At 68.6% G+C, this 23,825-nt stretch carries 22 protein-coding genes and 2 tRNA genes; 11 read left to right on the plus strand and 13 right to left on the minus strand.

Going from position 1 to position 23,825, the window contains the following annotated elements; translation table 11 throughout:
* Positions 1–19: 19 nt before the first annotated feature.
* Both ABT122_RS29805 and ABT122_RS29810 read right to left on the minus strand, forming a co-directional pair.
* Entirely contained in the window at positions 20–289 is a 270-nt protein-coding gene (locus ABT122_RS29805; RefSeq protein WP_351558623.1) for an MbtH family NRPS accessory protein, read from the minus strand.
* A 160-nt stretch (positions 290–449) separates the two neighbouring features.
* Positions 450–602: a hypothetical protein gene (locus ABT122_RS29810; RefSeq protein WP_351558625.1), complete on the minus strand. Its 153-nt coding sequence runs from the start codon at positions 600–602 to the stop codon at positions 450–452.
* Positions 603–1,038: 436 nt separating this feature from the next.
* Here ABT122_RS29810 and ABT122_RS29815 point away from each other — a divergent pair, with 436 nt between their 5' ends.
* Positions 1,039–1,812, plus strand: coding sequence for a helix-turn-helix transcriptional regulator (locus tag ABT122_RS29815; RefSeq protein ID WP_351558627.1), 774 nt, complete (start codon positions 1,039–1,041; stop codon positions 1,810–1,812).
* A 186-nt stretch (positions 1,813–1,998) separates the two neighbouring features.
* On the opposite strand, the gene ABT122_RS29820 is transcribed toward ABT122_RS29815, so the two are convergent.
* Positions 1,999–2,071, minus strand: a tRNA-Ala gene (locus ABT122_RS29820).
* Positions 2,072–2,250: 179 nt separating this feature from the next.
* Here ABT122_RS29820 and ABT122_RS29825 point away from each other — a divergent pair.
* Positions 2,251–2,799, plus strand: coding sequence for a helix-turn-helix domain-containing protein (locus ABT122_RS29825; RefSeq protein ID WP_351558629.1), 549 nt, complete (start codon positions 2,251–2,253; stop codon positions 2,797–2,799).
* 63 nt (positions 2,800–2,862) lie between these two features.
* Positions 2,863–4,248 (plus strand): serine/threonine-protein kinase, encoded by a 1,386-nt coding sequence (locus ABT122_RS29830; RefSeq protein ID WP_351558631.1) that lies wholly within the window; start codon positions 2,863–2,865, stop codon positions 4,246–4,248.
* Between the two features lie 153 nt (positions 4,249–4,401).
* Here the strand turns inward: ABT122_RS29830 and ABT122_RS29835 are convergent, their stop codons facing one another.
* The 10 genes from ABT122_RS29835 to dnaA form a co-directional block, all read right to left on the minus strand.
* Positions 4,402–4,536 (minus strand): DLW-39 family protein, encoded by a 135-nt coding sequence (locus ABT122_RS29835; RefSeq protein WP_003958712.1) that lies wholly within the window; start codon positions 4,534–4,536, stop codon positions 4,402–4,404.
* A gap of 172 nt (positions 4,537–4,708) precedes the next feature.
* Positions 4,709–4,782 (minus strand) — tRNA-Ile (locus ABT122_RS29840).
* Positions 4,783–4,865: 83 nt separating this feature from the next.
* Complete coding sequence (locus ABT122_RS29845) at positions 4,866–5,510, minus strand: DUF3566 domain-containing protein (RefSeq protein ID WP_351558632.1); 645 nt, start codon at positions 5,508–5,510, stop codon at positions 4,866–4,868.
* A 3-nt stretch (positions 5,511–5,513) separates the two neighbouring features.
* Positions 5,514–8,123 carry a DNA gyrase subunit A gene (gene gyrA, locus ABT122_RS29850; protein ID WP_351558634.1) on the minus strand — a complete coding sequence of 870 codons (2,610 nt, stop codon included), beginning with the start codon at positions 8,121–8,123 and terminating at the stop codon, positions 5,514–5,516.
* 41 nt (positions 8,124–8,164) lie between these two features.
* The gene (gyrB, locus tag ABT122_RS29855) at positions 8,165–10,228 is read right to left on the minus strand and encodes a DNA topoisomerase (ATP-hydrolyzing) subunit B (RefSeq protein ID WP_351558636.1); all 2,064 of its coding nucleotides are present in this window, start codon (positions 10,226–10,228) and stop codon (positions 8,165–8,167) included.
* Positions 10,229–10,562: 334 nt separating this feature from the next.
* The gene (locus tag ABT122_RS29860; RefSeq protein WP_351558638.1) at positions 10,563–11,189 is read right to left on the minus strand and encodes a DciA family protein; all 627 of its coding nucleotides are present in this window, start codon (positions 11,187–11,189) and stop codon (positions 10,563–10,565) included.
* Entirely contained in the window at positions 11,186–12,379 is a 1,194-nt protein-coding gene (gene recF, locus ABT122_RS29865; protein ID WP_351558640.1) for a DNA replication/repair protein RecF, read from the minus strand. Before recF ends, ABT122_RS29860 begins: the two co-directional genes overlap by 4 nt.
* Before the next feature lie 31 nt (positions 12,380–12,410).
* Complete coding sequence (gnd, locus tag ABT122_RS29870) at positions 12,411–13,289, minus strand: phosphogluconate dehydrogenase (NAD(+)-dependent, decarboxylating) (RefSeq protein ID WP_351558642.1); 879 nt, start codon at positions 13,287–13,289, stop codon at positions 12,411–12,413.
* A gap of 137 nt (positions 13,290–13,426) precedes the next feature.
* Positions 13,427–14,557: a DNA polymerase III subunit beta gene (gene dnaN, locus ABT122_RS29875; RefSeq protein WP_351558644.1), complete on the minus strand. Its 1,131-nt coding sequence runs from the start codon at positions 14,555–14,557 to the stop codon at positions 13,427–13,429.
* Between the two features lie 1,077 nt (positions 14,558–15,634).
* The gene (gene dnaA / locus ABT122_RS29880; RefSeq protein WP_351558646.1) at positions 15,635–17,413 is read right to left on the minus strand and encodes a chromosomal replication initiator protein DnaA; all 1,779 of its coding nucleotides are present in this window, start codon (positions 17,411–17,413) and stop codon (positions 15,635–15,637) included.
* Positions 17,414–17,789: 376 nt separating this feature from the next.
* On the opposite strand from dnaA, the gene rpmH reads away from it, so the two are divergent.
* The 8 genes from rpmH (at position 17,790) to ABT122_RS29920 (ending at position 23,721) form a co-directional block, all read left to right on the plus strand.
* A complete protein-coding gene (gene rpmH / locus ABT122_RS29885) occupies positions 17,790–17,927 on the plus strand; it encodes a 50S ribosomal protein L34 (RefSeq protein WP_003949374.1) in 138 nt (45 codons plus the stop codon).
* Between the two features lie 18 nt (positions 17,928–17,945).
* On the plus strand, positions 17,946–18,317 hold the full coding sequence (gene rnpA, locus ABT122_RS29890) for a ribonuclease P protein component (protein WP_351558648.1): 372 nt from the start codon (positions 17,946–17,948) through the stop codon (positions 18,315–18,317).
* The gene (gene yidD / locus ABT122_RS29895) at positions 18,314–18,673 is read left to right on the plus strand and encodes a membrane protein insertion efficiency factor YidD (protein WP_351558650.1); all 360 of its coding nucleotides are present in this window, start codon (positions 18,314–18,316) and stop codon (positions 18,671–18,673) included. Before rnpA ends, yidD begins: the two co-directional genes overlap by 4 nt.
* Positions 18,674–18,676: 3 nt before the next feature.
* On the plus strand, positions 18,677–19,918 hold the full coding sequence (gene yidC / locus ABT122_RS29900; protein WP_351558652.1) for a membrane protein insertase YidC: 1,242 nt from the start codon (positions 18,677–18,679) through the stop codon (positions 19,916–19,918).
* Positions 19,919–19,936: 18 nt separating this feature from the next.
* The gene (locus ABT122_RS29905; RefSeq protein WP_351558653.1) at positions 19,937–20,464 is read left to right on the plus strand and encodes a Jag family protein; all 528 of its coding nucleotides are present in this window, start codon (positions 19,937–19,939) and stop codon (positions 20,462–20,464) included.
* A 114-nt stretch (positions 20,465–20,578) separates the two neighbouring features.
* Positions 20,579–21,295 carry a 16S rRNA (guanine(527)-N(7))-methyltransferase RsmG gene (rsmG, locus tag ABT122_RS29910; protein ID WP_351558655.1) on the plus strand — a complete coding sequence of 239 codons (717 nt, stop codon included), beginning with the start codon at positions 20,579–20,581 and terminating at the stop codon, positions 21,293–21,295.
* 252 nt (positions 21,296–21,547) lie between these two features.
* Entirely contained in the window at positions 21,548–22,624 is a 1,077-nt protein-coding gene (locus tag ABT122_RS29915) for a ParA family protein (RefSeq protein WP_351558657.1), read from the plus strand.
* Positions 22,621–23,721 carry a ParB/RepB/Spo0J family partition protein gene (locus tag ABT122_RS29920; RefSeq protein ID WP_351558659.1) on the plus strand — a complete coding sequence of 367 codons (1,101 nt, stop codon included), beginning with the start codon at positions 22,621–22,623 and terminating at the stop codon, positions 23,719–23,721. The genes ABT122_RS29915 and ABT122_RS29920 overlap by 4 nt, the downstream gene beginning before the upstream one ends.
* Positions 23,722–23,825: the final 104 nt, after the last annotated feature.

Below are 23,825 nucleotides of genomic sequence, written 5' to 3' on the forward strand. Positions count from 1 at the left end.
AGCCGATTCACCCGCGCATTCACCACCCCATAAGACACACCAACCCCAGCACACTCCACAGCCACAGCCCCCGGCACCAACCCCACCACGGACTCGAACATGATCGGAAGAACTGCCGGTTCGGCCACCGGAATCGTCGAATGCATGAGCGCGCTGCTTCCTTTCGGACGGGCCTGCGTTCCACAAAGTCCAGGCAGCCGTGCCTGGAGTCCTCGGCGTGTATCGCCGTCCAGCCGGTCGGTATGTGCACGGCCTGATGACAGAACGATCGCTCTTCGCCGCCATTCACCGGAAGCGGGCACCAGCGGGCACGACGGAAGCGTCGGAGACGGCGAAGAGGGTCGCCATTCAATTAATCCTTCAATCGACCCGACCGATACATATGAGCCATGCACGCAGGGCGGTCACTCCCGCTTCCCGAATGCGGGCCGGGCGATGAAGGGGGGCGGTCAGCCCCAGGCCGAGTCGTACCGCGCGCCGGTGTGACCGGCCGGCGCGGCGCATGACCCGGCTGAGGCTCTGAAGACGGCCATGACCTGCTGGTACGCGGTCGATGCGGAGAGGGGAAGAAGGGCATAGGCGGGGTAGACGATCCGAGACATTTTCGACACCTCATCGATGTGACTGGTTTCGCGTTTAGCAGTCCCACTTCCACACATGGCAATGCCCGGTCCCGACTTCAACATCGATCACGACCGAGAAAGTATTGCAAGTAATCGTCCCGTCGCCTGCCTAGCGACTCGTCAATCCTGCGCGGATCACGACAGTGATACGAGTCCACCTGGCATCATGATTACGAAACGCGAAAACATGAAAGGGGCGCAAATGTGCCAAGAGACCGACATAGCTTCATATTTCGGGGTACACCTGTGCAATCAGGGACTAGAGCAGTACCATGAGGCGCTCAGAGCGGGCGCAATATCCGGCGAGGTCCTCGATTGCCTGCTCATCTGCGGGCTTCTCCGCCCCCTTCCGGGAACAGCGAATTCCTATGTACCCATCCCGCCGGAAATTGCCCAGTCAGAACTCGCCCGCCCGGTGGAACGCAACATAGAGCGCCACCAGAACACACTCGCGGCGCTGCGTTCCTCCTTTCTGGCGGCGGAGGGTGTCTATCGGAAAGTCCGGCAGCAGGTGGAACTGCCGATCGAGTCCTTAATGGGCGTGGACGTGATCAGCGAGGCGCTACGACTGGCCGTCGGGGCGTGCAAGGAGGAATTACTCACGGCCCAGCCCGGGGGTGGCCGCTCCCCCGATCTGCTGGCCGAGGCCCTGCCTCGGGATCTCGCCCTGGTGCGCAGGGGCGTCCAGCAGCGCACTCTCTACCAGCACAGCGTGCGCTCGCACAGCCCGACACTGGCGTACATCGAACGGGTCCTGGCCGAGGGCGCTCAGGTCAGCACCCTGGACGAGGTGTTCGAGCGGGTCATCATCTGTGACCGCTCCATCGCCTTCATCCCCGGCATCCCGGAACGGAAGACCACGGCCCTCGCCATCCGCCACCCCGGCGCCATCGCCTTTCTCTCCAAGGCCTTCGACCACATGTGGGAGCGGGCGATACCCGTCTCCATCGCCATCGGCCAGCACCGGCCCGATCTGCTCACCAACGCGGTGCGCCGGACCATGCTCCGGATGGTGGTCACCGGCCACACGGACGAGTCCATCGCGGCCCGGCTGGGGGTGAGTTCCCGCACCGTCTCCACCCATATCAAGAAGGTCTCGGAGGCCCTGGGCAGCCGCAGCCGGGCGGAGCTCGGCTATCTCATCTCCCAGCAGCGGCTCCTCGAACCGAAGGAGACCCTCTCCAACTGAGACCATCCCCACCAGCACGGCCCCCACCCCGCCCGCACCGCACCACACCGCCAACGCCCCGGACACCCGGCCTCCCCGACCGCACTCCCCGCACGGAGAACCCCGCCGGCCGGCCCCCTCTCACCACCCTGGACATGGAGAGACCCCCTGACCTCGGTGAACCGAGGTCAGGGGGTCTCTCGCGCGTGGAGCCTAGGGGAGTCGAACCCCTGACATCTGCCATGCAAAGACAGCGCTCTACCAACTGAGCTAAGGCCCCGTACGGGTGACAGAGTCGAGTACACCGAGCGCCTCGTCCCCGCCGCAGACCAGAGTACCGGGTGCACCCGGTGATCCTGCAAAACGGTGGGGGCTGACGATACGCAACCACTCTCCGTAAGATGCTCGTCGTGGTTCGCAGCAGCGAAGCCCGCTTGGGGAAGCGATGGGGAGACGCGCATGGACGCCGCTCAGCAGGAGACAACCGCCAGAGCCAGGGAGCTCCAGCGGAGCTGGTACGGGGAGCCCCTGGGGGCGCTCTTCCGGCGGCTGATAGATGACCTCGGGCTGAACCAGGCGCGGCTCGCCGCTGTGCTCGGTCTGTCGGCCCCCATGCTCTCCCAGCTCATGAGCGGCCAGCGCGCGAAGATCGGCAACCCCGCCGTGGTCCAGCGGGTCCAGGCGCTCCAGGAGCTGGCCGGGCTGGTCTCCGACGGCAGTGTCAGCGCCGCCGAGGCGACCGACCGGATGGAAGAGATCAAGAAGTCCCAGGGGGGCTCCGTGCTGACCGCCGCCAGCCAGACCACCAACAGCTCGGGCGCGCCGACGGTACGCCGGGTGGTGCGGGAGATCCAGTCGCTGCTGCGCTCCGTGGCCGCCGCGGGCGACATCATCGACGCCGCCGACTCGCTCGCCCCCACCCATCCCGAACTGGCAGAGTTCCTCCGGGTGTACGGGGCCGGGCGCACCGCGGACGCCGTCGCGCACTACGAGTCCCACCAGAGCTGACCACCGAGGCCGGGCGGGAACGGATCACGGCCTCACGAGGGAACGGGGAGCGGACGCAGCGCCATGGGTGAGGTCTTCGCCGGCCGGTATGAGCTCGTCGACCCGATCGGGCGCGGCGGGGTGGGCGCCGTCTGGCGTGCCTGGGACCATCGGCGCCGCCGCTATGTGGCGGCGAAGGTGCTCCAGCAGAGCGACGCGCACACCCTGCTCAGATTCGTGCGGGAACAGGCGCTGCGGATCGATCACCCCCATGTCCTCGCCCCGGCCAGCTGGGCCGCGGACGACGACCAGGTGCTCTTCACGATGGACCTGGTGAGCGGCGGCTCCCTCGCCCATGTGATCGGCGACTACGGCCCGTTGCCGGCCCGCTATGTGTGCACCCTGCTCGATCAGCTGCTCTCCGGGCTGGCCGCGGTGCACGCGGAGGGAGTCGTGCACCGGGACATCAAACCGGCCAACGTCCTGCTGGAGGCCACCGGCACCGGCCGCCCCCATCTGCGGCTGTCCGACTTCGGGATCTCCATGCGCAAGGGCGAACCGAGGCTGACCGAGACCAACTACGTCGTGGGGACACCCGGCTACTTCGCGCCCGAGCAAATGGAGGGCGCCGAGCCGGACTTCACGGCCGATCTCTTCGCGGCCGGCCTGGTCGCGCTCTATCTGCTCGAAGGCCGGAAACCCGACTCCAGGGCCCTGGTGGAGTACTTCACCAGCCAGGGGACCCCGGGCGCGCCCCAGGGCGTCCCGGAGCCGCTGTGGCAGGTACTGGCCGGTCTGCTCCAGCCCGACCCGGAGTCCCGCTTCCGCTCGGCCACCGGGGCGCGCAAGGCGCTCGCCGCGGCCGTGGAGGTCCTTCCGGAGGCCGGCCCCGACGACGAACCGGTGGAGATCTTCGACCAACTGGGTCCGCTGCCACCGGGGTTCGGACCCGAGGGCCCGGAGAGCCCGCGCGACCCCGAGCGCCCGGGGCCTCCGCCCGCGGACGCCCCCGGCCGAGCCACCGGACCCACCGGACCCACCGACGCCGCCACCGGCTCCCCGACGCCCGCCACCGCGCCCGCGCCCTCTCCCGTACCCGTGCCGGGCAGCCCCGGCGCCGTGCGCACCTCCGCCGGACCCTTCGCACCGCCGCCGCACCCGCCGGCACCGACGGGCCGCTTCGCGGTCCCCGTCCCGCCGCCACCGCGGCAGCCGCCCACCCCGCCGCCGCATCCGGCCCAGCCGGCCACCCCGCCGCCGCTGCCCCCGGGCCCGGCGGCCGGGCCCCGGCCGGCCGTCACCGCCGCGTACACCGCCCGGAGCCCCGCCGCGAGCCCCGCCGGGACGCCGGCCCGGCCCGCGCGGCGGTCGCACCGGCGGCGGGGTCCCGGCCCGAAGATCGTGGTCCCGGTGCTGGTGCTGGCGCTGATCTGCTTCACGGTCGGCTTCTGGGCCCTCTCCCAGAACTGACGGGGCCGCCCGCACCGAGCCGGGGCACCGGATTCGCAGACGCGATCATCCGATTCGCAGAAGAGAAGAGCCGGGGAGAAGCCCCGGCGGAGGCGGACAGCACGAAGCCCCGGCCGCTCAGACGGCCGGGGCTTCGCTCAAGACTGCTGCGTCTCACACACCCGAACCTGCGGGCACGGAGTCGGTCGCCTCCGTCCACAGATCCTGCTCGGCGCGATCCGCCTGGATCTGGCGGTACACGAGGAGCCCGCCGATGGCAGCCAGTGCGACCAGGAGAAGCTTCTTCACCGCGCGACCTCGTCTTTCCTTGACGTATGAGGACTTCTGCCGCCCGACTATACACACCGACCGATACCGATCGGTGACCTGAGCCCCCCTCCGCCACGGCCGGCCCGGACGAGTGCGCACCCGAATGCGAACGGCCCGTACGAAGAACTCCGTACGGGCCGATTCACTGCTGTGGGGCTAACAGGATTTGAACCTGTGGCCTCATCCTTATCAGGGATGCGCTCTAACCAACTGAGCTATAGCCCCGCCGCGCTCTGCGCTGACCTCTGAAGATTAGCGCACCTCTGGCGCAGCTCCCAAATCCGTTCCCCGGCGGAGCCGGGAGACGGCTATTCGTCCTCGGCCAGCGTGAGCTCGACACCGCCCACGAAACCGGCGGACAGGTTGTAGATGAACGCCCCGAGCGTCGCCAGCGCGGTGGCGAGCACCACATCGATGACGGCCACGACCGAGGTGAAGATCAGCACGCGCGGCAGCGACAGGAACGACTGGAGGTCGAACCCATTGCTCTCCGTCGAGCCGGTGGCCTCGCTGATCGTCCCGCCGACCGTGGAGAAGACGCCCATGGCGTCCATGACCATCCACAGCACCGCGGCGGCGATCACCGTGCAGATGCCCAGCGCGATCGAGAGCAGGAAACTGACCTTCATGACCGACCACGGGTCGGCCTTCGCGACCCGCAGCCGGGCCTTGCGGGTGCGCGGGGTCGTCCGCGCCCCGGTGCGGGGCAGGCGCATGCCCGACTCGGTCCCATCGGCGCCCTGGGGCGTCTGATAGGCCTGGGGCGGGCGGTAGGGCTGAGCGGCCTTCTTACGGGCCGGCTGCTCGCCGCCGAACATCTCGTACGGGGGGTTGGACCCCCGGCTCTCCGTCACCGTATCCCCCTGGGAGTCCGCGGCAGAGCCACGGGCACCGCTCGATTTGGCAGTATCAGCCGCTCCAGCGGCCGAACCGGCGCCCGTGGCTCCACTCACGCTCTACTCCTCGTGCTCCCCGGCCGAGGGCTCCGTGCCCTCGACTGCCGTCTCGGCCACACCGGTGTCGGCCTCGTCGGTCCCTGCGGCCTCGTCGGTCCCTTCGACCTCTTCGGCCTCACGCCCTGCCTCGGCATTGCGGGCGATGCCGACCACGGCATCCCGCTTGCCCAGGTTGATCAGTTGAACGCCCATGGTGTCACGGCCCGTCTCCCTGACTTCATTGACTCGCGTACGAATCACACCGCCGCCGAGGGTGATGGCGAGAATCTCGTCCGTCTCCTCGACCACCAGGGCACCCACGAGCGTTCCGCGGTCCTCCACGATCTTGGCAGCCTTGATGCCGAGGCCGCCACGACCCTGGACCCGGTACTCGTCCACACCGGTGCGCTTGGCGTACCCACCGTCGGTAGCAGTGAACACGAACGTACCGGGCCGGACGACATTCATCGACAGGAGCTCGTCCCCTTCGCGGAAACTCATCCCCTTGACCCCGGATGTCGCACGCCCCATCGGGCGCAGCGCGTCGTCCGTAGCGGTGAATCGGATCGATTGGGCCTTCTTGCTGATGAGCAGCAGATCGTCCTCGGCCGACACCAGCTCGGCGCCGATCAGCTCGTCGTCGCGGCCGTCCTCGGTCTCCCGGAGGTTGATCGCGATGACACCGCCCGACCGCGGCGAGTCGTAGTCCTTCAGCGAGGTCTTCTTGACCAGACCGCCCTTGGTGGCGAGCACCAGATACGGCGCGGCCTCGTAGTCGCGGATGGCGAGGATCTCGGCAATCTGCTCATCCGGCTGGAAGGCCAGCAGATTGGCCACATGCTGTCCGCGCGCGTCCCGCCCGGCGTCCGGCAGCTCGTACGCCTTGGCCCGGTAGACCCGGCCCTTGTTGGTGAAGAAGAGCAGCCAGTGGTGGGTGGTGGAGACGAAGAAGTGGTCGACGATGTCGTCTTCCTTGAGCTTGGTGCCCCGGACGCCCTTGCCGCCGCGCTTCTGCGAGCGGTAGTCGTCCGTCTTCGTGCGCTTCACATAGCCGCCGCGCGAGATGGTGACGACGATGTCCTCCTCGGCGATCAGGTCCTCGATGGACATGTCACCGTCGAAGGGCACCAGCATGGAGCGCCGGTCGTCGCCGAACTTCTCCACGATCACGGCCAGCTCTTCGCTGACGATCCCGCGCTGCTTCTCCGGGGAGGCGAGGATCGCGTTGTACTCGTTGATCTTCGCCTGGAGCTCGTCATGCTCCGCGACGATCTTCTGCCGCTCCAGGGCGGCCAGCCGGCGGAGCTGCATCTCCAGGATGGCGTTGGCCTGGATCTCGTCGATGGAGAGCAGCTCCATCAGGCCGCCGCGGGCGATCTCGACGGTGTCGCTGCGCCGGATCAGCGCGATGACGTCGTCGATGGAGTCCAGCGCCTTGAGGAGACCGCGCAGGATGTGCGCCCGCTCCTCCGCCTTGCGCAGCCGGAACTTGGTGCGCCGGACGATGACCTCGATCTGGTGGTGCACCCAGTGGCGGATGAAGGCGTCCAGCGACAGGGTGCGCGGCACTCCGTCGACCAGCGCCAGCATGTTCGCGCCGAAGTTCGTCTGGAGGTCGGTGTGCTTGTAGAGGTTGTTCAGCACCACCTTCGCGACCGCGTCCCGCTTGAGGACGATGACCAGGCGCTGGCCGGTCCGCGACGAGGTCTCGTCGCGGACGTCGGCGATCCCGCCGATCTTGCCGTCCTTCACCAGGTCGGCGATCTTCTGCGCGAGGTTGTCGGGGTTGACCTGGTACGGAAGCTCCGTGACCACCAGGCACTGGCGGTTCTGGATCTCCTCGACCTCGACGACGGCGCGCATGGTGATGGAGCCGCGGCCGGTGCGGTACGCCTCCTCGATGCCCTTGCGGCCCACGACCAGCGCGCCGGTCGGGAAGTCGGGGCCCTTGATGCGCTCGATCAGCGCGTCGAGCAGCTCCTCGTGGCTCGCCTCGGGGTGCTCCAGCGCCCACTGGGCGCCGGCCGCGACCTCGCGCAGATTATGCGGCGGGATATTGGTCGCCATGCCGACCGCGATTCCCGCCGAGCCGTTCACCAGCAGGTTCGGGATACGGGCCGGGAGGACCGTCGGCTCCTGGTTGCGGCCGTCGTAGTTGTCCTGGAAGTCGACGGTCTCCTCGTCGATGTCCCGGAGCATCTCCATCGACAGCGGCTTGAGCTTGCACTCGGTGTACCGCATCGCGGCGGCCGGGTCATTGCCCGGGGAGCCGAAGTTTCCGTTGGAGTCCACCAGCGGCAGACGCATCGACCACGGCTGGGCGAGCCGCACCAGGGCGTCGTAGATCGAGGAGTCGCCGTGCGGGTGGTACGTACCCATGACGTCACCGACGACGCGGGCGCACTTGTAGAAGCCCTTCTCGGGCCGGTAGCCGCCGTCGTACATCGCGTAGAGCACCCGGCGGTGGACGGGCTTGAGACCGTCCCGCACGTCGGGGAGCGCGCGCGAGACGATCACGGACATCGCGTAGTCGAGGTACGAGCGCTGCATCTCGGTTTCGAGCCCGACGGGCTCGATCCGCATCGCGAACGCGGCTTCGGCGGAGGCAGGGGTGGGTGTCTCGTCGGCCATTGCTGGTCTTCAGTCCTTTCGTGCGGTCAGCTGAGACCGACTCAGATGTCGAGGAAGCGGACGTCCTTGGCATTGCGCTGGATGAAGGAACGCCGGGCCTCGACGTCCTCACCCATCAGCACCGAGAACAGGTCGTCGGCCTGGGCCGCGTCGTCCAGGGTGACCTGGCCGAGGACGCGGTGCTCCTGGTCCATGGTGGTGATGCGCAGCTCCTCGGCGTTCATCTCGCCCAGACCCTTGAAGCGCTGGATCGAGTCCTCGCGGATGCGCTTGCCCGACTGCTTGCCCAGCTCCACCAGGGCGTCGCGCTCACGGTCCGAGTACGCGTACTCGAAGTCGTCCCGACCCCACTTGATCTTGTACAGCGGCGGGCGGGAGAGGAAGACATGGCCGGCCTCGACCAGGGGCCGCATGAAGCGGAAGAGGAAGGTCAGCAGCAGGGTGTTGATGTGCTGGCCGTCGACATCGGCGTCCGCCATCAGGATGATCTTGTGATAGCGGAGCTTCTCGATGTCGAAGTCCTCGTGGACCCCGGTGCCGAAGGCCGAGATCAGCGCCTGGACCTCGGTGTTCTGGAGGATCTTGTCGATCCGGGCCTTCTCGACGTTCAGGATCTTGCCGCGGATGGGCAGGATGGCCTGGTACATCGGGTTGCGGCCGGACTTCGCCGAACCGCCGGCGGAGTCACCCTCGACGATGAAGATCTCGCACTTGGTGGGGTCGTTCGACTGGCAGTCGCTGAGCTTGCCGGGCAGGGAGGCCGACTCCAGCAGCCCCTTGCGGCGGGTCAGATCACGGGCCTTGCGGGCGGCGACACGCGCCGTCTGCGCCTGGATCGACTTGCGGATGATGTCCGCCGCCTCGTTGGGGTTGCGGTCGAACCAGTCGGTGAGGTGCTCGTGCACGACCTTCTGGACGAAGGTCTTCGCCTCCGTGTTGCCCAGCTTGGTCTTGGTCTGGCCCTCGAACTGCGGCTCGCCCAGCTTGACGGAGATGATCGCCGTCAGACCCTCGCGGATATCCTCGCCGGAGAGGTTGTCGTCCTTCTCGCGGAGGAGCTTCTTGTCGCGGGCGTAGCGGTTGACGAGGCCGGTGAGCGCGGCGCGGAACCCTTCCTCATGCGTACCCCCCTCATGCGTGTGGATGGTGTTCGCAAAGGAGTAAACGCCCTCGGTGTACTGAGAGTTCCACTGCATCGCGATCTCGACGGAGAGCTGCCGCTCCCGGTCCTCCGCCTCGATGTCGATCACCGTGGGGTGGATCAGCTCGCCCTTGCGCGAGTTGAGGTACTTCACGAAGTCGACGATGCCGCCCTCGTAGTGGTACGTGACCGTGCGGACCTGCTCCCGCTCCGCCTCCTCGGCGATGTCGGCGCCCGCGGTGGCCTTGGCCGACTCGCGCTCGTCGGTCAGCTTCAGGGTGAGGCCCTTGTTGAGGAAGGCCATCTCCTGGAAGCGGCGCGACAGCGTCTCGAAGGAGTACTCCGTCGTCTCGAAGACGTCGCCGTCGGCCCAGAAGGTGACGGTGGTGCCGCTCTCGTCGGTCTCCTCGTTCCGCGCGAGGGGCGCGGTCGGGACACCGAGCTTGTAGTCCTGGGTCCAGCGGTAGCCGTCCCGCTTGACCTCGACGGAGACCTTGGAGGAGAGGGCGTTCACCACGGAGACGCCGACGCCGTGCAGACCGCCGGAGACGGAGTAGCCGCCGCCGCCGAACTTGCCGCCGGCGTGCAGCACCGTGAGGACGACCTCGACGGCGGGCTTGTTCTCGGACGGGACAATGCCCACCGGGATGCCGCGGCCGTTGTCGACGACGCGCACGCCGCCGTCGGCCAGGATCGTCACGTCGATGGAGTCCGCGTGCCCGGCCATGGCCTCGTCGACGGAGTTGTCGACGACCTCTTGGACCAGGTGATGAAGCCCACGCTCACCGGTCGAGCCGATGTACATGCCGGGGCGCTTGCGGACCGCGTCCAGCCCTTCGAGGACGGTGATCGCGCTGGCGTCGTACGAGGCGGTGACCTCGCCGTGCCCGCCGGCGGGGGTGGACGGGATGTTCTCGTTGGGGTTGCCGGAATCGGCCACGAAGCGCCCTTTCTGGCACAGCACAAGCCGTTCTCCGGGCAAGCGGGAGCGGCTGCGTCGTTCGACATGTTCCGCGAGGTGGCGGGATTGTTGTTCAGTCTACCGGTACGGCCGACGGTCATGGGGGTTTGGCGGTAGCTGAGTCCGCATGTGCCGCCCTGAACACGGTCGGTCCGACTCCCCATATGCGGGAAGGGGCTCCAAGAGGCTCACACCGGCATTGAGCGCTTCGGCCTGTCAATGGCCGGATACGGTGAGGGAGGGGGTCGGCCGAGGGGTCCGGCACCCCGCCGGGACCAACCGGAAACCACCATTCCGCAGGGCGAAAGCCAATAAAACGGACCAGGCCCCCGGGGGCTCAGCCGTAGGTGTCCCCGGGGCCCACGCTCCCGGGCGCCCGCAGGGGTCCGTACCCCTTGCGCGGACCGCCCGGCCCCAGCACCTTGATCACTCTGACGGTGCCGTGCCCGAGGTCCTCGTTCAGCCGGGCCACCAGCCTCGGCGCCAGCAGCCGGAGCTGTGTCGCCCAGGCCGTCGAGTCGCACTGCACGGTGAGCACCCGCTCGCCGGGGTCCTCGTCGTACCGCAGCGGGACGCAGTGGTTCGCCAGGTCGTCGCCCACGATCTGCGGCCAGCGGCCCATCACCCCGCCCACCGCGGCCGGGGTCTCCCAGCCGCGCTCGGTGATCAGACGGTTGATCGCGGCCCCCAGCGCCAGCGGGTCACGGCCATCCGCACGCGCCCCGGAGCGCAGTCCTCCGCCCCGCCTGGCCTGCCGCTTCTCCTGTGCGGCGGCGCCCCGGGCGCGGGCCTGCTCCTTGGCCGCGCGCAGGGCGACCCGGGCGAGGTCCACCCCCGAGGGCTCGGGCACCGCGGGCGGCACCGGCACGGAGGGCGTGCCCGCGCCCGGCGCTCCGGCGGAGGGCGTGGGCCGCGGCGCGCCGCCGGCGGCTCCCGCCGCACCCGCGCCGAACAGATCGTTCATACCCGTGCCACCTCTCCACCGGCCACGGCGTACCTCGCCCCGGCCAGCACCCCCGGAACGTCGTCGTCCACGGCGGCGGTCACCAGCACCTGCTCGCCCGGGGCCACCAGCTCCGCGAGCCGTTCGCGGCGCCGGGCGTCCAGCTCGGCGAAGACGTCGTCCAGGACGAGAACGGGCTCGGCCCCCTCCGCCCGCAGCAGGTCGTACGAGGCGAGCCGCAGCGCGAGCGCGTACGACCAGGACTCGCCATGGCTCGCGTACCCCTTCGCGGGCAGCCGGCCCAGCCGCAGCACCAGGTCGTCGCGGTGCGGTCCCACCAGGGTCACACCCCGCTCGATCTCCTGTTTGCGCACTCCGCCGAGCGCGGCCATCATCCGGGCGTACAGCTCCTCGCGGCCGTGCCCGCCCGGCTCGGCGCCGGTCTCCGGGCCGGTCTCCGCACCGGGCCCGCTCGTTCCACCCGCCCCGGCCGCCTCGGCAGCCGATGAGCGGTACTCCAGGACAACCGGTCCGCCGCCGGGGGCCAGCGACTCGTACGCCTTGTCGGCCAGCGGCTGAAGCGCCCCGATCAGCTCCATCCGCCGCGCCAGCAGCTCCGCGCCCGCGCGCGCCAGATGCTGGTCCCACACATCCAGGGTGGACAGATCCGCCCCCGACCTCGACCCGCCGTGGCGCCGGGCCAGCGCGGCCGACTTCAGCAGGGTGTTCCGCTGCTTGAGCACCCGCTCGTAGTCGGAGCGCACCCCGGCCATGCGCGGCGAGCGCGCGGTGACCAGCTCGTCCAGAAAGCGCCGCCGGTCGCCCGGGTCGCCCTTCACCAGCGCCAGATCCTCCGGCGCGAACAGCACGGTACGGACGATCCCCAGCACATCACGCGGTCTGACCTGCGACGATCGATTGATACGGGCCCGGTTCGCCTTCCCCGGGTTGAGTTCGAGCTCGACCAGTTGGGAGCGGTCGCCCTGGGTGACGGCGGCCCGTATCACCGCGCGCTCGGCGCCGGCCCGGACCAGCGGGGCGTCCGAGGAGACCCGGTGGCTGGCGAGGGTGGCCAGATAGCCGACCGCCTCGACGAGGTTGGTCTTCCCCTGGCCGTTCGGCCCCACGAAAGCGGTGATGCCCGGGTCGAGCGGGACCTCGACCCGGGCGTACGAGCGGAAGTCGGCCAACGACAGATGCGTGACGTGCATGGATATGGGCCGACCTCCCCCGGCTCAGGGACTACTTCTTGTTCTCCACCGCGTGGCCGCCGAACTGGTTGCGCAGTGCGGCGATCATCTTCATCTGCGGGGAGTCGTCCTGGCGGGAGGCGAAGCGCGCGAAGAGCGAGGCGGTGATCGCCGGCAGCGGCACGGCGTTGTCGATGGCGGCCTCGACCGTCCACCGGCCCTCGCCGCTGTCCTGTGCGAAGCCGCGCAGCCGGTCCAGGTGCTCGTCCTCGTCCAGGGCGTTGACGGCCAGGTCGAGCAGCCAGGAGCGGATCACGGTCCCCTCCTGCCAGGAGCGGAAGACCTCACGGACATCGGTGACCGAGTCGACCTTCTCCAGCAGCTCCCAGCCCTCGGCGTAGGCCTGCATCATGGCGTACTCGATGCCGTTGTGGACCATCTTGGCGAAGTGGCCGGCGCCGACCTTGCCCGCGTGGACCGAACCGAACTCGCCCGCGGGCTTGAGCGCGTCGAAGATGGGCTGCACCCGGGCGACGTGGTCGGCGTGGCCGCCGTACATCAGCGCGTAGCCGTTCTCCAGGCCCCAGACGCCGCCGGAGACTCCGCAGTCGACGAAGCCGATGCCCTTGATGCCCAGCTCGACGGCGTGGCGCTCGTCGTCGGTCCAGCGGGAGTTGCCGCCGTCGACGACGACATCGCCGGGGGAGAGCAGCTCCGCCAGCTCGTCGATGGTGGACTGGGTCGCGGCGCCGGCCGGGACCATCACCCACACCACGCGCGGGCCCTCCAGCCCGTCCACAAGCTCCTTGAGGCTGTGGACATCGGCGAGGTCCGGGTTGCGGTCGTAACCGATGACGGTGTGGCCCGCGCGGCGGATGCGCTCGCGCATGTTGCCGCCCATTTTGCCGAGGCCGACGAGGCCGAGCTGCATCTCAGTGTCCTTAAGCGTCGAAAGTGCCGGTGCGGAAACCGCGTAATCCGGTTCCGAGCCTACGCCGGAGCGCGGCGCACAGCCCGACGGGCCTGCCCGGGCGGCGAGCAGGCCCGTCGTGAGCCGGGCGGCCGGGCTCAGCCCGAGAGCCGTACGGGCATGATCAGGTACTTGTAGGCCTCGTCCGCCTCGGCGTCCAGGGCGGGCTTGCCACTGAGCAGCGCGGGCTTGGTGGAGGTGGTGAACGAGAGCTGGGCGACCGGGGAGTCGATCGCGCTCAGCCCGTCGAGCAGGAAGGTCGGGTTGAAGGCGATCGAGATGTCGTCGCCCTCCAGCTGGGCGTCGACGCGCTCCACAGCCTGTGCGTCGTCGCTGGAGCCGGCCTCCAGGATCAGCACGCCCTGCTCGAAGCTCAGCCGGACCGGAGTGTTCCGCTCGGCGACGAGGGCGACGCGCTTGACGGCCTCGACGAACGGCGCGGTCTCGATCACGGCCACCGAGTTGAACTCGGTCGGGAAGAGCGTCCGGTACTTCGGCAGATCGCCTTCGAGCAGCCGGGTGGTGGTCCGGCGCCCGGCACCCTCGAAGCCGATCAGGCCCTCGCCCTTGCCGGAGCCGGAGAGCGCGAGAGTGACCGTGTCACCGCTGGTCAGCGCCTTGGCGGTGTCCAGGAGCGTCTTGGCGGGCACCAGCGCGACGGCGGAGGCGTCGGCGTTCTCCGGCTTCCACAGGAACTCGCGGACCGCGAAGCGGTAGCGGTCGGTGGAGGCCAGGGTGACCGTCTCGCCCTCGATCTCGATGCGCACACCGGTGAGGACGGGGAGGGTGTCGTCGCGGCCCGCGGCGATGGCGACCTGGGCGGCGGCGGAGGCGAAGATCTCGCCGGGCACCGTGCCGGTCGCGGTCGGCATCTCGGGCAGCGCGGGGTACTCCTCCACCGGAAGGGTGTGGAGGGTGAAGCGGGAGGAGCCGCAGACCACGGTCGCCCGTACACCGTCTGTGGAGATCTCCACGGGGCGGTTGGGGAGGGCCCGGCAGATGTCGGCGAGGAGCCGGCCGGAGACGAGAACCGTGCCGTCCTCGTCGACCTCGGCCTCGACGGAGACCTTCGCCGAGACCTCGTAGTCGAAGCTGGAGAAGCTGAGCGCCCCGTCCTCGGCCTTCAGCAGGAGGCCAGCGAGCACGGGCGCCGGCGGACGGGCCGGGAGGCTCCGGGCCACCCACGCCACCGCCTCCGCGAGTACATCGCGCTCAACCCGGATCTTCACCGGAACCGCCTCCTGCTGTTGCTGGCTCGCCTTGCTGGCCTTCGTCGTCGGCTGTGTCGCCGGGGACCAGTCTGACGCACCGCACTGACAGTCGGCGCTGCTCGGGGTCAAGTCGTGATCGGGGGTGTCGCGGCCGACCGGGCCGAGTTGTGCACAGCCCCCGCTTCCAAGCGATTTCCCCGGTAACTCTAGGTGGGAGTAGTAGTAGGGCCTGTGGAAACGGTGGATAACCCCGTTTTGGCAGGTCAGGCCCTGTTTTTTATCCACCGCGCCTGTGGGTGGCGCCGGTGGATAACCGGGTGCTTCTGTGGACACCGAAAAGTTCTGCACAGGCCATGCACAGGGCATGGGGAGTTCTCCCCAGCCCTGTCCCCAGCTTTACCCAGGTTCCCCACAGCCCAATCCGGCTCTCTGGTGTGACGGCTTTCACTCGACACGGTGAGAGCGGCCCGGATGTTGCCGAACAGTGGACAGCGGTGTGGACAAGCTGTGGGCAACCCCGCGTTGCCTGTGGGCGGCCCGTGGACAACTTTGATCACAGCCTGTGGACGGATTCTCTGTCCACAGGCTGTGGATGAAGGTTTGCCACAATTCCACAGGGAGCTGACCTGCTGGGATGATCTTCGGACGGCTCGGGCTGTGGACACAGTCTGGACAACTTCCCAGTCCCCAGGCTGTGGATGGAGGATTCTGCCTCAGCCTGTGGAGAAGCCGCTCCCGCGGGCCCGTATTCGAACAGCGCCGGCGGGGCCGATGCGCCGGGAACGGGCGCGCGGACGTGCCGCGAGGCGCCGGAAGAGCCTTCGGGGCGGCCCGGAGCGGCTCCGGAGAAGGGTCGAGGCGTGTCCACAGCGGGGTTGGGGGCGGCCCGGAGCGGTCCTGGGCCGGGCCCGGGGCGGTCCAGGGCGGTCCTGGACCCGGGCCCGGGACCGGGGCGGGTTCGGAGAGCGGCGCGGCGCCTGCTCAGCCGGCTGTGCGCCGTGCTCAGGGGTGGCCCCGCTCCGGACCCGGGACAGCGGAAAGCGCCCCGGAGCCTGGGCCCGGGGCGCTTGACGGGGGCGGCGGGCCGCGGCCGTCTCAGCCGTTCTTGATGCGGTTGGTGAGTTCGGTCACCTGGTTGTAGATCGAGCGCCGCTCGGCCATCAGGGCCCGGATCTTCCGGTCCGCGTGCATCACCGTCGTGTGGTCGCGCCCGCCGAACTGCGCACCGATCTTCGGCAGCGACAGATCGGTCAGCTCACGGCAGAGGTACATCGCGATCTGCCGGGCCGTGACCAGCACCCGGCTGCGCGAGGAGCCGCAGAGGTCCTCCACCGTCAGCCCGAAGTAGTCCGCCGTCGCCGCCATGATCGCGCTCGCGGTGATCTCCGGCGCCGAGTCCTCGCCACCGGGGATCAGGTCCTTCAGCACGATCTCGGTGAGCCCGAGATCCACCGGCTGCCGGTTGAGCGAGGCGAACGCCGTCACCCGGATCAGCGCCCCCTCCAGCTCACGGATGTTCCGCGAGATGCGCGACGCGATGAACTCCAGCACCTCCGGCGGGGCGTTCAGCTGCTCCTGCACCGCCTTCTTGCGCAGGATCGCGATCCGGGTCTCCAGCTCCGGCGGCTGGACATCGGTGGTCAGCCCCCACTCGAAGCGGTTGCGGAGCCGGTCCTCCAGCGTCATCAGCTGCTTGGGCGGCCGGTCGGAGGAGAGCACGATCTGCTTGTTGGCGTTGTGGAGCGTGTTGAAGGTGTGGAAGAACTCCTCCTGCGTCGACTCCTTGCTCGCCAGGAACTGGATGTCGTCGACCAGCAGGATGTCGACATCGCGGTAGCGCTTGCGGAAGGTGTCGCCCTTGCCGTCACGGATCGAGTTGATGAACTCGTTGGTGAACTCCTCGGAGCTGACGTACCGCACCCGGGTACCCGGGTAGAGGCTGCGCGCGTAGTGCCCGATGGCGTGGAGCAGATGGGTCTTGCCGAGCCCCGACTCCCCGTAGATGAAGAGCGGGTTGTACGCCTTCGCCGGGGCCTCGGCGACCGCCACGGCTGCCGCGTGCGCGAACCGGTTGGAGGCGCCGATCACAAAGGTGTCGAAGAGGTACTTGGGGTTCAGCCGGGCGTGCGGCTCCCCCGGCCCCGGGGCCGGGGAGGGCTGCGCTCCCAGCGGCCCGGGCGCGCCGCTGGGCACACCGCGGTGCGGAGCGGAGGAGTCGGGCAGCTCCCGGCGGTCCGGGCGCTGCTCGTAGCCCTGGCGGTCGGGCGGCTGCGGGGAGCGGTAGTCGTGCTGCGGCTGGTGGGGCCTGGTGCCGGCGTAGGGGTCCCGGTCCTGGAACCCGTCGCGGTCCTGGAATCCGCCGAGGCGCGGCTGCTGCCAGGAGAGGTCCTCCTGGCCGCGCGGCCACGCGCCGGGCTCGGGCCGCTGCTGCTGGTACTCGGGGTACGAGGGGCGGATCTCCGGGAGCCCGTCGTCCGGGGCGCGGTGCCCGTATCTCCCGTAGGGGTCCTCCCGCTGGTAGCCCGGGGGCTCGTCGTGCTGGTGGCCCGGATACGGCGACTGCTGCTGCCGGTCCGGGGACTGCGGCGCCGGGGGCTCGCCCGCGGAGTCGTCGACGGTGATCGCGATCCGGATCGGGCGACCGCACTCACGGCTGAGGGTGTCGCTGATCAGCGGGGCGAGCCGGCCTTCGAGGACCCGCTTCCCCCACTCGTTCGGGACGGCCAGCAGCGCGGTGTCCGCGACCAGCGCCAGGGGCTGACAGCGCTCGATCCACTGCTTGTCCTTGGGCTCGATGCCCGGCTGGCCCTCGGCGAGGAGCTGTTCCAGCACTCGTGGCCACACTGCGGCAAGATCGGCAGGTACGTCAGCCACAAGGCACGCTCTCTCGCAGGTCCCACGAATGTGTGGTTCTCGGGACGGGGACGGGACGGAAGGACAGGCAAGGACAGAAAGGAAAAGTTCCGGAGTTCAGCCAAGGTAGTCAGGGCGACCCGCGTGGTTCAAGTTGTTGTCCACAGCCTGTGCACAGCGGGCCCGGCAGTCACCCTGGTTTGACCGGATGGCGTAGCCGCGCGTACCGTAAACAGGTCGAGTTGTCGATGGCTGCTGCCGCCTGCCTCCGATGGGCAAAGATCACGATCTGTGATCGTGAAGCGGTGCACTCGAGCGTAAACGCGAGCTTCTCGTGGGCGCACGGTGACAGCCAGGCGATGTCCCGCCATCTACGAGTCATTTCTGGAGCCCCCGAGTGAGCAAGCGCACCTTCCAGCCGAACAACCGTCGTCGCGCGAAGACCCACGGTTTCCGTCTGCGCATGCGCACCCGTGCCGGCCGCGCGATTCTCGCGTCTCGCCGTGGCAAGGGTCGCGCCCGCCTGTCCGCCTGACCGCGCACAGGTCATGACGTGCTGCCTACCGAGAATCGGCTGAGGCGGCGCGAAGACTTCGCGACCGCGGTACGACGAGGGCGGCGGGCAGGACGCCCGCTCCTCGTCGTCCATCTACGCAGCGGTTCACCGGACCCGCACGCGCCTGGGGAGAGCGCTTCCCCGACGTGTGCGGGTTTCGTCGTGAGCAAGGCAGTGGGCGGAGCGGTCGTACGCAACAAGGTCAAGCGCCGTCTGCGCCATCTGATACGAGACCGGCTCGCCGGGCTGCCCCCCGGTAGCCTGGTGGTGGTACGGGCGCTGCCCGGCGCGGGTGACGCCGATCCTGCACAGCTGGCCCGAGACCTGGATGCCGCCCTTCAGCGGCTGCTGGGAGGGGGCGCGCGATGAAGTACCCGCTGCTGGCTCTGATCAAGCTGTATCAGTGGACCATCAGTCCCCTGCTGGGGCCCGTCTGCAGGTACTACCCATCGTGTTCCCACTACGGGTACACGGCCATCGACCGGCACGGTGCGGTCAAGGGCACGGTGCTCACCGCCTGGCGGATTCTGCGGTGCAATCCGTGGTCTCCGGGCGGTGTGGACCATGTGCCGGCCCGTAAGCGTCCGCGATGGCACGAAATGCTGCGTGCTGCCGTGCGCGGCAGCAAGGGCGGGAACTCCGCCGCCGATGTGCCTGCCCGGGAGTCGGTCACGACACCCCCGGGTACGGCCGCAGAGACCCCGCCCCATGCTCAAGGAGCCTGATTAGTGGACACGATTGCCAGTCTCTTCAGCTTTATCACCACACCTGTTTCGTGGATCATCGTCCAGTTCCACAAGCTCTACGGGGCGATCTTCGGTCCCGATACGGGCTGGGCCTGGGGACTGTCGATCGTTTCGCTGGTGATCCTCATCCGCATCTGTCTGATCCCGCTCTTCGTGAAGCAGATCAAGTCGATGCGGAACATGCAGGCGCTCCAGCCGAAGATGAAGGCCATCCAGGAGCGCTACAAGAGCGACAAGCAGCGTCAGTCCGAAGAGATGATGAAGCTGTACAAGGAGACGGGCACCAACCCGCTCTCCTCGTGCCTGCCGATTCTGGCCCAGTCGCCGTTCTTCTTCGCGCTGTACTACGTGCTCTCCAACATCGCCTCGGGCAAGACCGTCGGCGTCATCAACGAGCAGCTGCTCGACAGCGCCCGCCAGGCCCATATCTTCGGCGCCCCGCTGGCCTCGAAGTTCATGGACAGCCCCGGCAAGGTCGAGGCGCTCAACGCCACGCTGCTCGATGTGCGCATCGTCACGGCGATCATGATCATCCTGATGTCGGCGTCGCAGTTCTACACGCAGCGCCAGCTGATGCAGAAGAACGTCGACCTCACGGTCAAGACGCCGTACATGCAGCAGCAGAAGATGATGATGTACATCTTCCCGGTGATCTTCGCCGTGATGGGCATCAACTTCCCCGTCGGCGTCCTCGTCTACTGGCTGACCACCAACGTGTGGACCATGGGCCAGCAGATGTACGTGATCAACCAGAACCCGACGCCCGGCAGCATGGCCCAGGACCAGTACCTCCAGCGTCTGCTGAAGTCCGTCGGCAACCGTGGTGGCGATGTCCGGTCCCGCCGGAAGCGCAATGTCATCCAGGCCATCGTCGCCAAGGGCCCGGACCGCAATGACAACGAGCGCAAGTTCATCAGCGGTCTGGCCAAGGCCGGCTTTGTCGCCCAGCCCGACGGCACCGTGATCCAGGGCGAGACGACCGCTGACGAGACCGAGGGCGGTTCCGCCCAGAAGCGTCAGCAGCCCAAGCGGCAGACCAAGGCGAAGCGGCAGACCGCGCCCCCGCAGAGCCAGAGCCAGAGCCCGGCCAAGCCCTCGCTGAAGAAGGACACGCCGCAGGACACGCAGCCGAAGACGGCCGGCAAGCCTGCCGCACGCCAGCAGCCCAAGGCGGGACAGCGCAAGGGCCAGCAGCGGCCCAAGCACCCGTCGTCCAAGAAGTAAGTACGAAGGAGTCCATCAGTGACGGAAGGCACCATCCCCGCCGCCGCCGAGGAAGCCGCTGTCGAGGAAGGCGACACCCTCACCCGCCTTGAGCAGGAGGGCGAGATCGCCGCCGACTACCTTGAGGGCCTGCTCGACATCGCCGATCTCGACGGTGACATTGACATGGACGTCGAGGCCGACCGGGCCGCTGTCTCGATCATCAGTGATGCCGGAGGCCGGGATCTCCAGAAGCTCGTCGGCCGGGACGGTGAGGTTCTGGAAGCCCTCCAGGAGCTGACCCGTCTCGCCGTGCACCGGGAGACCGGTGATCGCAGCAGGCTGATGCTGGACATCGCGGGTTTCCGTGCCAAGAAGCGCACGGAGCTCGCCCAGCTGGGCGCCAAGGCCGCCGACGAGGTGAAGAGCACCGGTGAGCCGGTGAAGCTGGACCCGATGACGCCCTTCGAGCGCAAGGTCGTCCACGACGCGGTTGCCGCCGCAGGTCTGCGCAGTGAGTCCGAGGGCGAGGAGCCGCAGCGCTTCGTCGTCGTGCTCCCCGCCTAGATCCTTCATCGTTTCGGCCCCGTCTGTTGCGCAGGCGGGGCCGATCTTTGTCAGCCTGATAGTTCAGCCACCAGGTCCCCTTTGCGACAGTGCGGTACGGAAGGACGGTCCCCCGTGACGGAGGCAGCAGAGCTTCCCCAGGCGCCCGACGCGGCGCGGACGGTATTCGGAGATTTCTATCCGGAGGCCGTGCGCTACGCGGAGCTGCTGGCTGATGCCGGAGTCAAGCGCGGCCTGATCGGGCCGCGCGAGGTTCCGAGGCTGTGGGAACGCCATATGCTCAACTGCGCTGTGCTCTCCGAGGTGGTGCCGGAGAGTGTCTCGGTCTGCGATGTGGGCTCCGGGGCGGGTCTGCCGGGCATCCCGCTGGCACTGGTGCGTCCCGACCTGAAGATCACGCTCCTGGAGCCCCTGCTGCGCCGCACCAACTTTCTCCAGGAAGTGGTGGAGCTGCTGGGCCTGGACCATGTGACCGTGGTGCGCGGCCGGGCCGAGGAGGTGCTCGGCACCCTTCCCCCGGTGCATGTGGTGACCGCCCGTGCCGTGGCTCCGCTGGACCGGCTCGCCGGCTGGGGAGTTCCGCTGCTCCGTCCGTACGGGGAGATGCTCGCCCTCAAGGGCGATACGGCCGAGGAGGAGCTGAAGGGCGCCCGTGCCGCGCTCAGCAAGCTCGGTGTGGTGGAGACCTCGGTGCTGCATGTGGGCGAGGGGCTGGTCGACCCGCTCTCCACGGTGGTCCGGGTCGAGGTCGGCGAGAGCCCCGGGGGAGTGCGGTTCGCCGCGAAGCGGGCCAAGGCGGCCCGGACCAGCCGCTCCCGCCGCCGTCGCTGACCCGGTCCGCGGGCAATGCTCCATCCAAGCTGGCATACGTACCCGACGCGGAGTGTCGTGCGGATGTAGTCCTGCGGCCCGTGCATCGTGTTTCACGTGAAACGACGCTCACTGCTGCAAGGAATCATCAGCCGCGGGCGTGCTGCCGCCCCGATTCGGAGCAGGAAGCCCCTCGCGCGGGCGGTGGAGTTGTCCACAGAGGTGGATTCCTCCACAGAAGCACGGGCCTCGCTGGTTCATGACCCCGAAAGCATGGCAGGCTCTGTTCATCGCGAGCCTGAAGTCGAGGAAGGTGAATCCTTGCGGTCCGACGCCAACATCGCGGGACCGATGACCGATCCGGTCCCCGGCCCCCGTACCGAGTCGCCGGGAGAGGATGTTTCACGTGAAACACCGCCCCCGATGGACGACACCCCCATTGGCCGAGCTGCTCAGCTCGCCGTGGAGGCATTGGGGCGTGCCGGTGAGGGTCTGCCCCGACCCGACCAGACCCGTGTCATGGTGGTCGCCAACCAGAAGGGTGGCGTGGGCAAGACCACCAGCACGGTGAATCTGGCGGCCTCACTGGCACTCCACGGTGCGCGGGTTCTGGTGGTCGATCTGGACCCACAGGGCAATGCCTCCACGGCGCTGGGAATCGACCACCACGCCGAAGTCCCCTCTGTCTATGACGTCCTGGTGGAGAGCAGACCGCTCTCCGAGGTGGTCCAGCCGGTCCCGGACGTCGAAGGTCTCTTCTGCGCCCCCGCCACGATCGATCTCGCCGGTGCGGAGATCGAGTTGGTGTCGCTGGTGGCGCGGGAGAGCCGACTTCAGCGGGCCATTCAGGCCTATGAGCAGCCTCTGGATTACATCCTCATCGACTGTCCGCCCTCACTCGGTCTGCTGACCGTCAATGCGATGGTGGCCGGCGCGGAGGTGCTCATCCCGATTCAGTGCGAGTACTACGCACTGGAGGGCCTCGGCCAGCTGTTGCGCAATGTGGACCTGGTCCGCGGGCATCTCAACCCCGCCCTGCATGTCTCCACGATCCTGCTCACCATGTACGACGGCCGTACCCGGCTCGCCTCACAGGTGGCGGAGGAGGTGCGGAGTCACTTCGGTGAGGAAGTGCTGCGGACCAGCATCCCCCGCTCCGTCCGTATCTCGGAGGCTCCGAGCTATGGCCAGACGGTGCTGACCTACGATCCGGGCTCCAGCGGTGCCCTGTCGTATCTTGAGGCGGCCCGTGAGATCGCCCTGCGGGGAGTCGGCGTTCAGTACGACCCGCAGCCTGCCCATATGGGCGCCCAGAACAGTCAGCGGAACATCTCGGAGGGGATTCAGTGAGCGAGCGACGTAGAGGGTTGGGGCGTGGGCTCGGTGCCCTGATCCCTGCGGCTCCCCAGGAGAAGCAGACATCTCCCGGCGGGGCCGTGGGCTCTTCCGGGACGGTGCCCGTGCTGACCACGGAGCGCGGTGTGGCGGCTGCCAAGGTGACCGCACTGCCCTCGGGGGGTGCTCCCCTTGAGCCCACGCTGCCGGCACCGGCTCAGGAGCCCGTGCCGCAGCACCTGGAGCCGTCCGGGGCGCACTTCGCCGAGGTGCCGATCGATGCGATCACTCCCAACCCGCGCCAGCCCCGGGAGGTGTTCGATGAGGACGCCCTGGCCGAGCTGGTCACCTCCATCAAGGAAGTGGGACTTCTTCAGCCGGTGGTCGTCCGGCAGCTGGGGCCCGAGCGGTATGAGCTCATCATGGGTGAGCGCCGCTGGAGGGCCTGCCGTGAGGCCGGCCTGGAGCGGATTCCCTCGATCGTCCGGGACACCGAGGACGAGAAGCTGCTGCTGGACGCGCTGCTGGAGAACCTGCACCGCGCCCAGCTCAATCCGCTGGAGGAGGCGGCCGCCTATGACCAGCTCCTCAAGGATTTCAAGTGCACTCATGACCAGTTGGCGGACCGTATCGGGCGCTCGCGTCCGCAGGTCTCCAACACACTGCGGCTGCTGAGGCTCTCCCCTCCGGTGCAGCGCAGGGTCGCGGCAGGTGTGCTCTCGGCCGGTCATGCCCGGGCTCTGCTCTCGGTGGAGGACTCGGACGAGCAGGACCGGCTGGCGCACCGGATCGTCGCCGAGGGGCTCTCGGTGCGCGCGGTCGAGGAGATCGTGACGCTGATCAACTCCGAGGCGAAGAGCACCGCCAAGCCGAAGGGCCCGCGCGCCGGTGCGCGGGTCTCTCCCGCGCTCTCCGATCTCGCCTCGCGGCTCTCCGACCGGTTCGAGACACGGGTGAAGGTCGACCTCGGCCAGAAGAAGGGCAAGATCGTCGTCGAGTTCGCCTCGATGGACGATCTGGAGCGCATCCTCGGCACGCTCGCTCCGGGCGAGGGACGAGTCCTGGAGCAGGGCCTCGGTCATGAAGAGGGCGCTGAGGACGGTAGGAGCTGAGTCTCTTCCGGCGGTTTCCACGGGGAACGCCGAGTGAGGGCGGGCTGTGTCCGGTCGATCGACCCCGGACACCAGAAAAAAAAAAAAAAAACAAGAAAAAAAAA

The organism is Streptomyces sp. NPDC001985 (assembly GCF_040296845.1).
Taxonomy (GTDB): Bacteria; Actinomycetota; Actinomycetes; order Streptomycetales; family Streptomycetaceae; genus Streptomyces.

What these genes read in the sequence shown, in the direction of transcription:
- ABT122_RS29810 (WP_351558625.1), bottom strand. Translation starts at nt 602, where the DNA reads ATGTCTCGGATCGTCTACCCCGCCTATGCCCTTCTTCCCCTCTCCGCA.
- ABT122_RS29825 (WP_351558629.1), top strand. Translation starts at nt 2,251, where the DNA reads ATGGACGCCGCTCAGCAGGAGACAACCGCCAGAGCCAGGGAGCTCCAG.
- ABT122_RS29830 (WP_351558631.1), top strand. Translation starts at nt 2,863, where the DNA reads ATGGGTGAGGTCTTCGCCGGCCGGTATGAGCTCGTCGACCCGATCGGG.
- gyrA (WP_351558634.1), bottom strand. Translation starts at nt 8,123, where the DNA reads ATGGCCGACGAGACACCCACCCCTGCCTCCGCCGAAGCCGCGTTCGCG.
- ABT122_RS29860 (WP_351558638.1), bottom strand. Translation starts at nt 11,189, where the DNA reads ATGAACGATCTGTTCGGCGCGGGTGCGGCGGGAGCCGCCGGCGGCGCG.
- recF (WP_351558640.1), bottom strand. Translation starts at nt 12,379, where the DNA reads ATGCACGTCACGCATCTGTCGTTGGCCGACTTCCGCTCGTACGCCCGG.
- gnd (WP_351558642.1), bottom strand. Translation starts at nt 13,289, where the DNA reads ATGCAGCTCGGCCTCGTCGGCCTCGGCAAAATGGGCGGCAACATGCGC.
- yidD (WP_351558650.1), top strand. Translation starts at nt 18,314, where the DNA reads ATGAAGTACCCGCTGCTGGCTCTGATCAAGCTGTATCAGTGGACCATC.
- ABT122_RS29915 (WP_351558657.1), top strand. Translation starts at nt 21,548, where the DNA reads ATGGCAGGCTCTGTTCATCGCGAGCCTGAAGTCGAGGAAGGTGAATCC.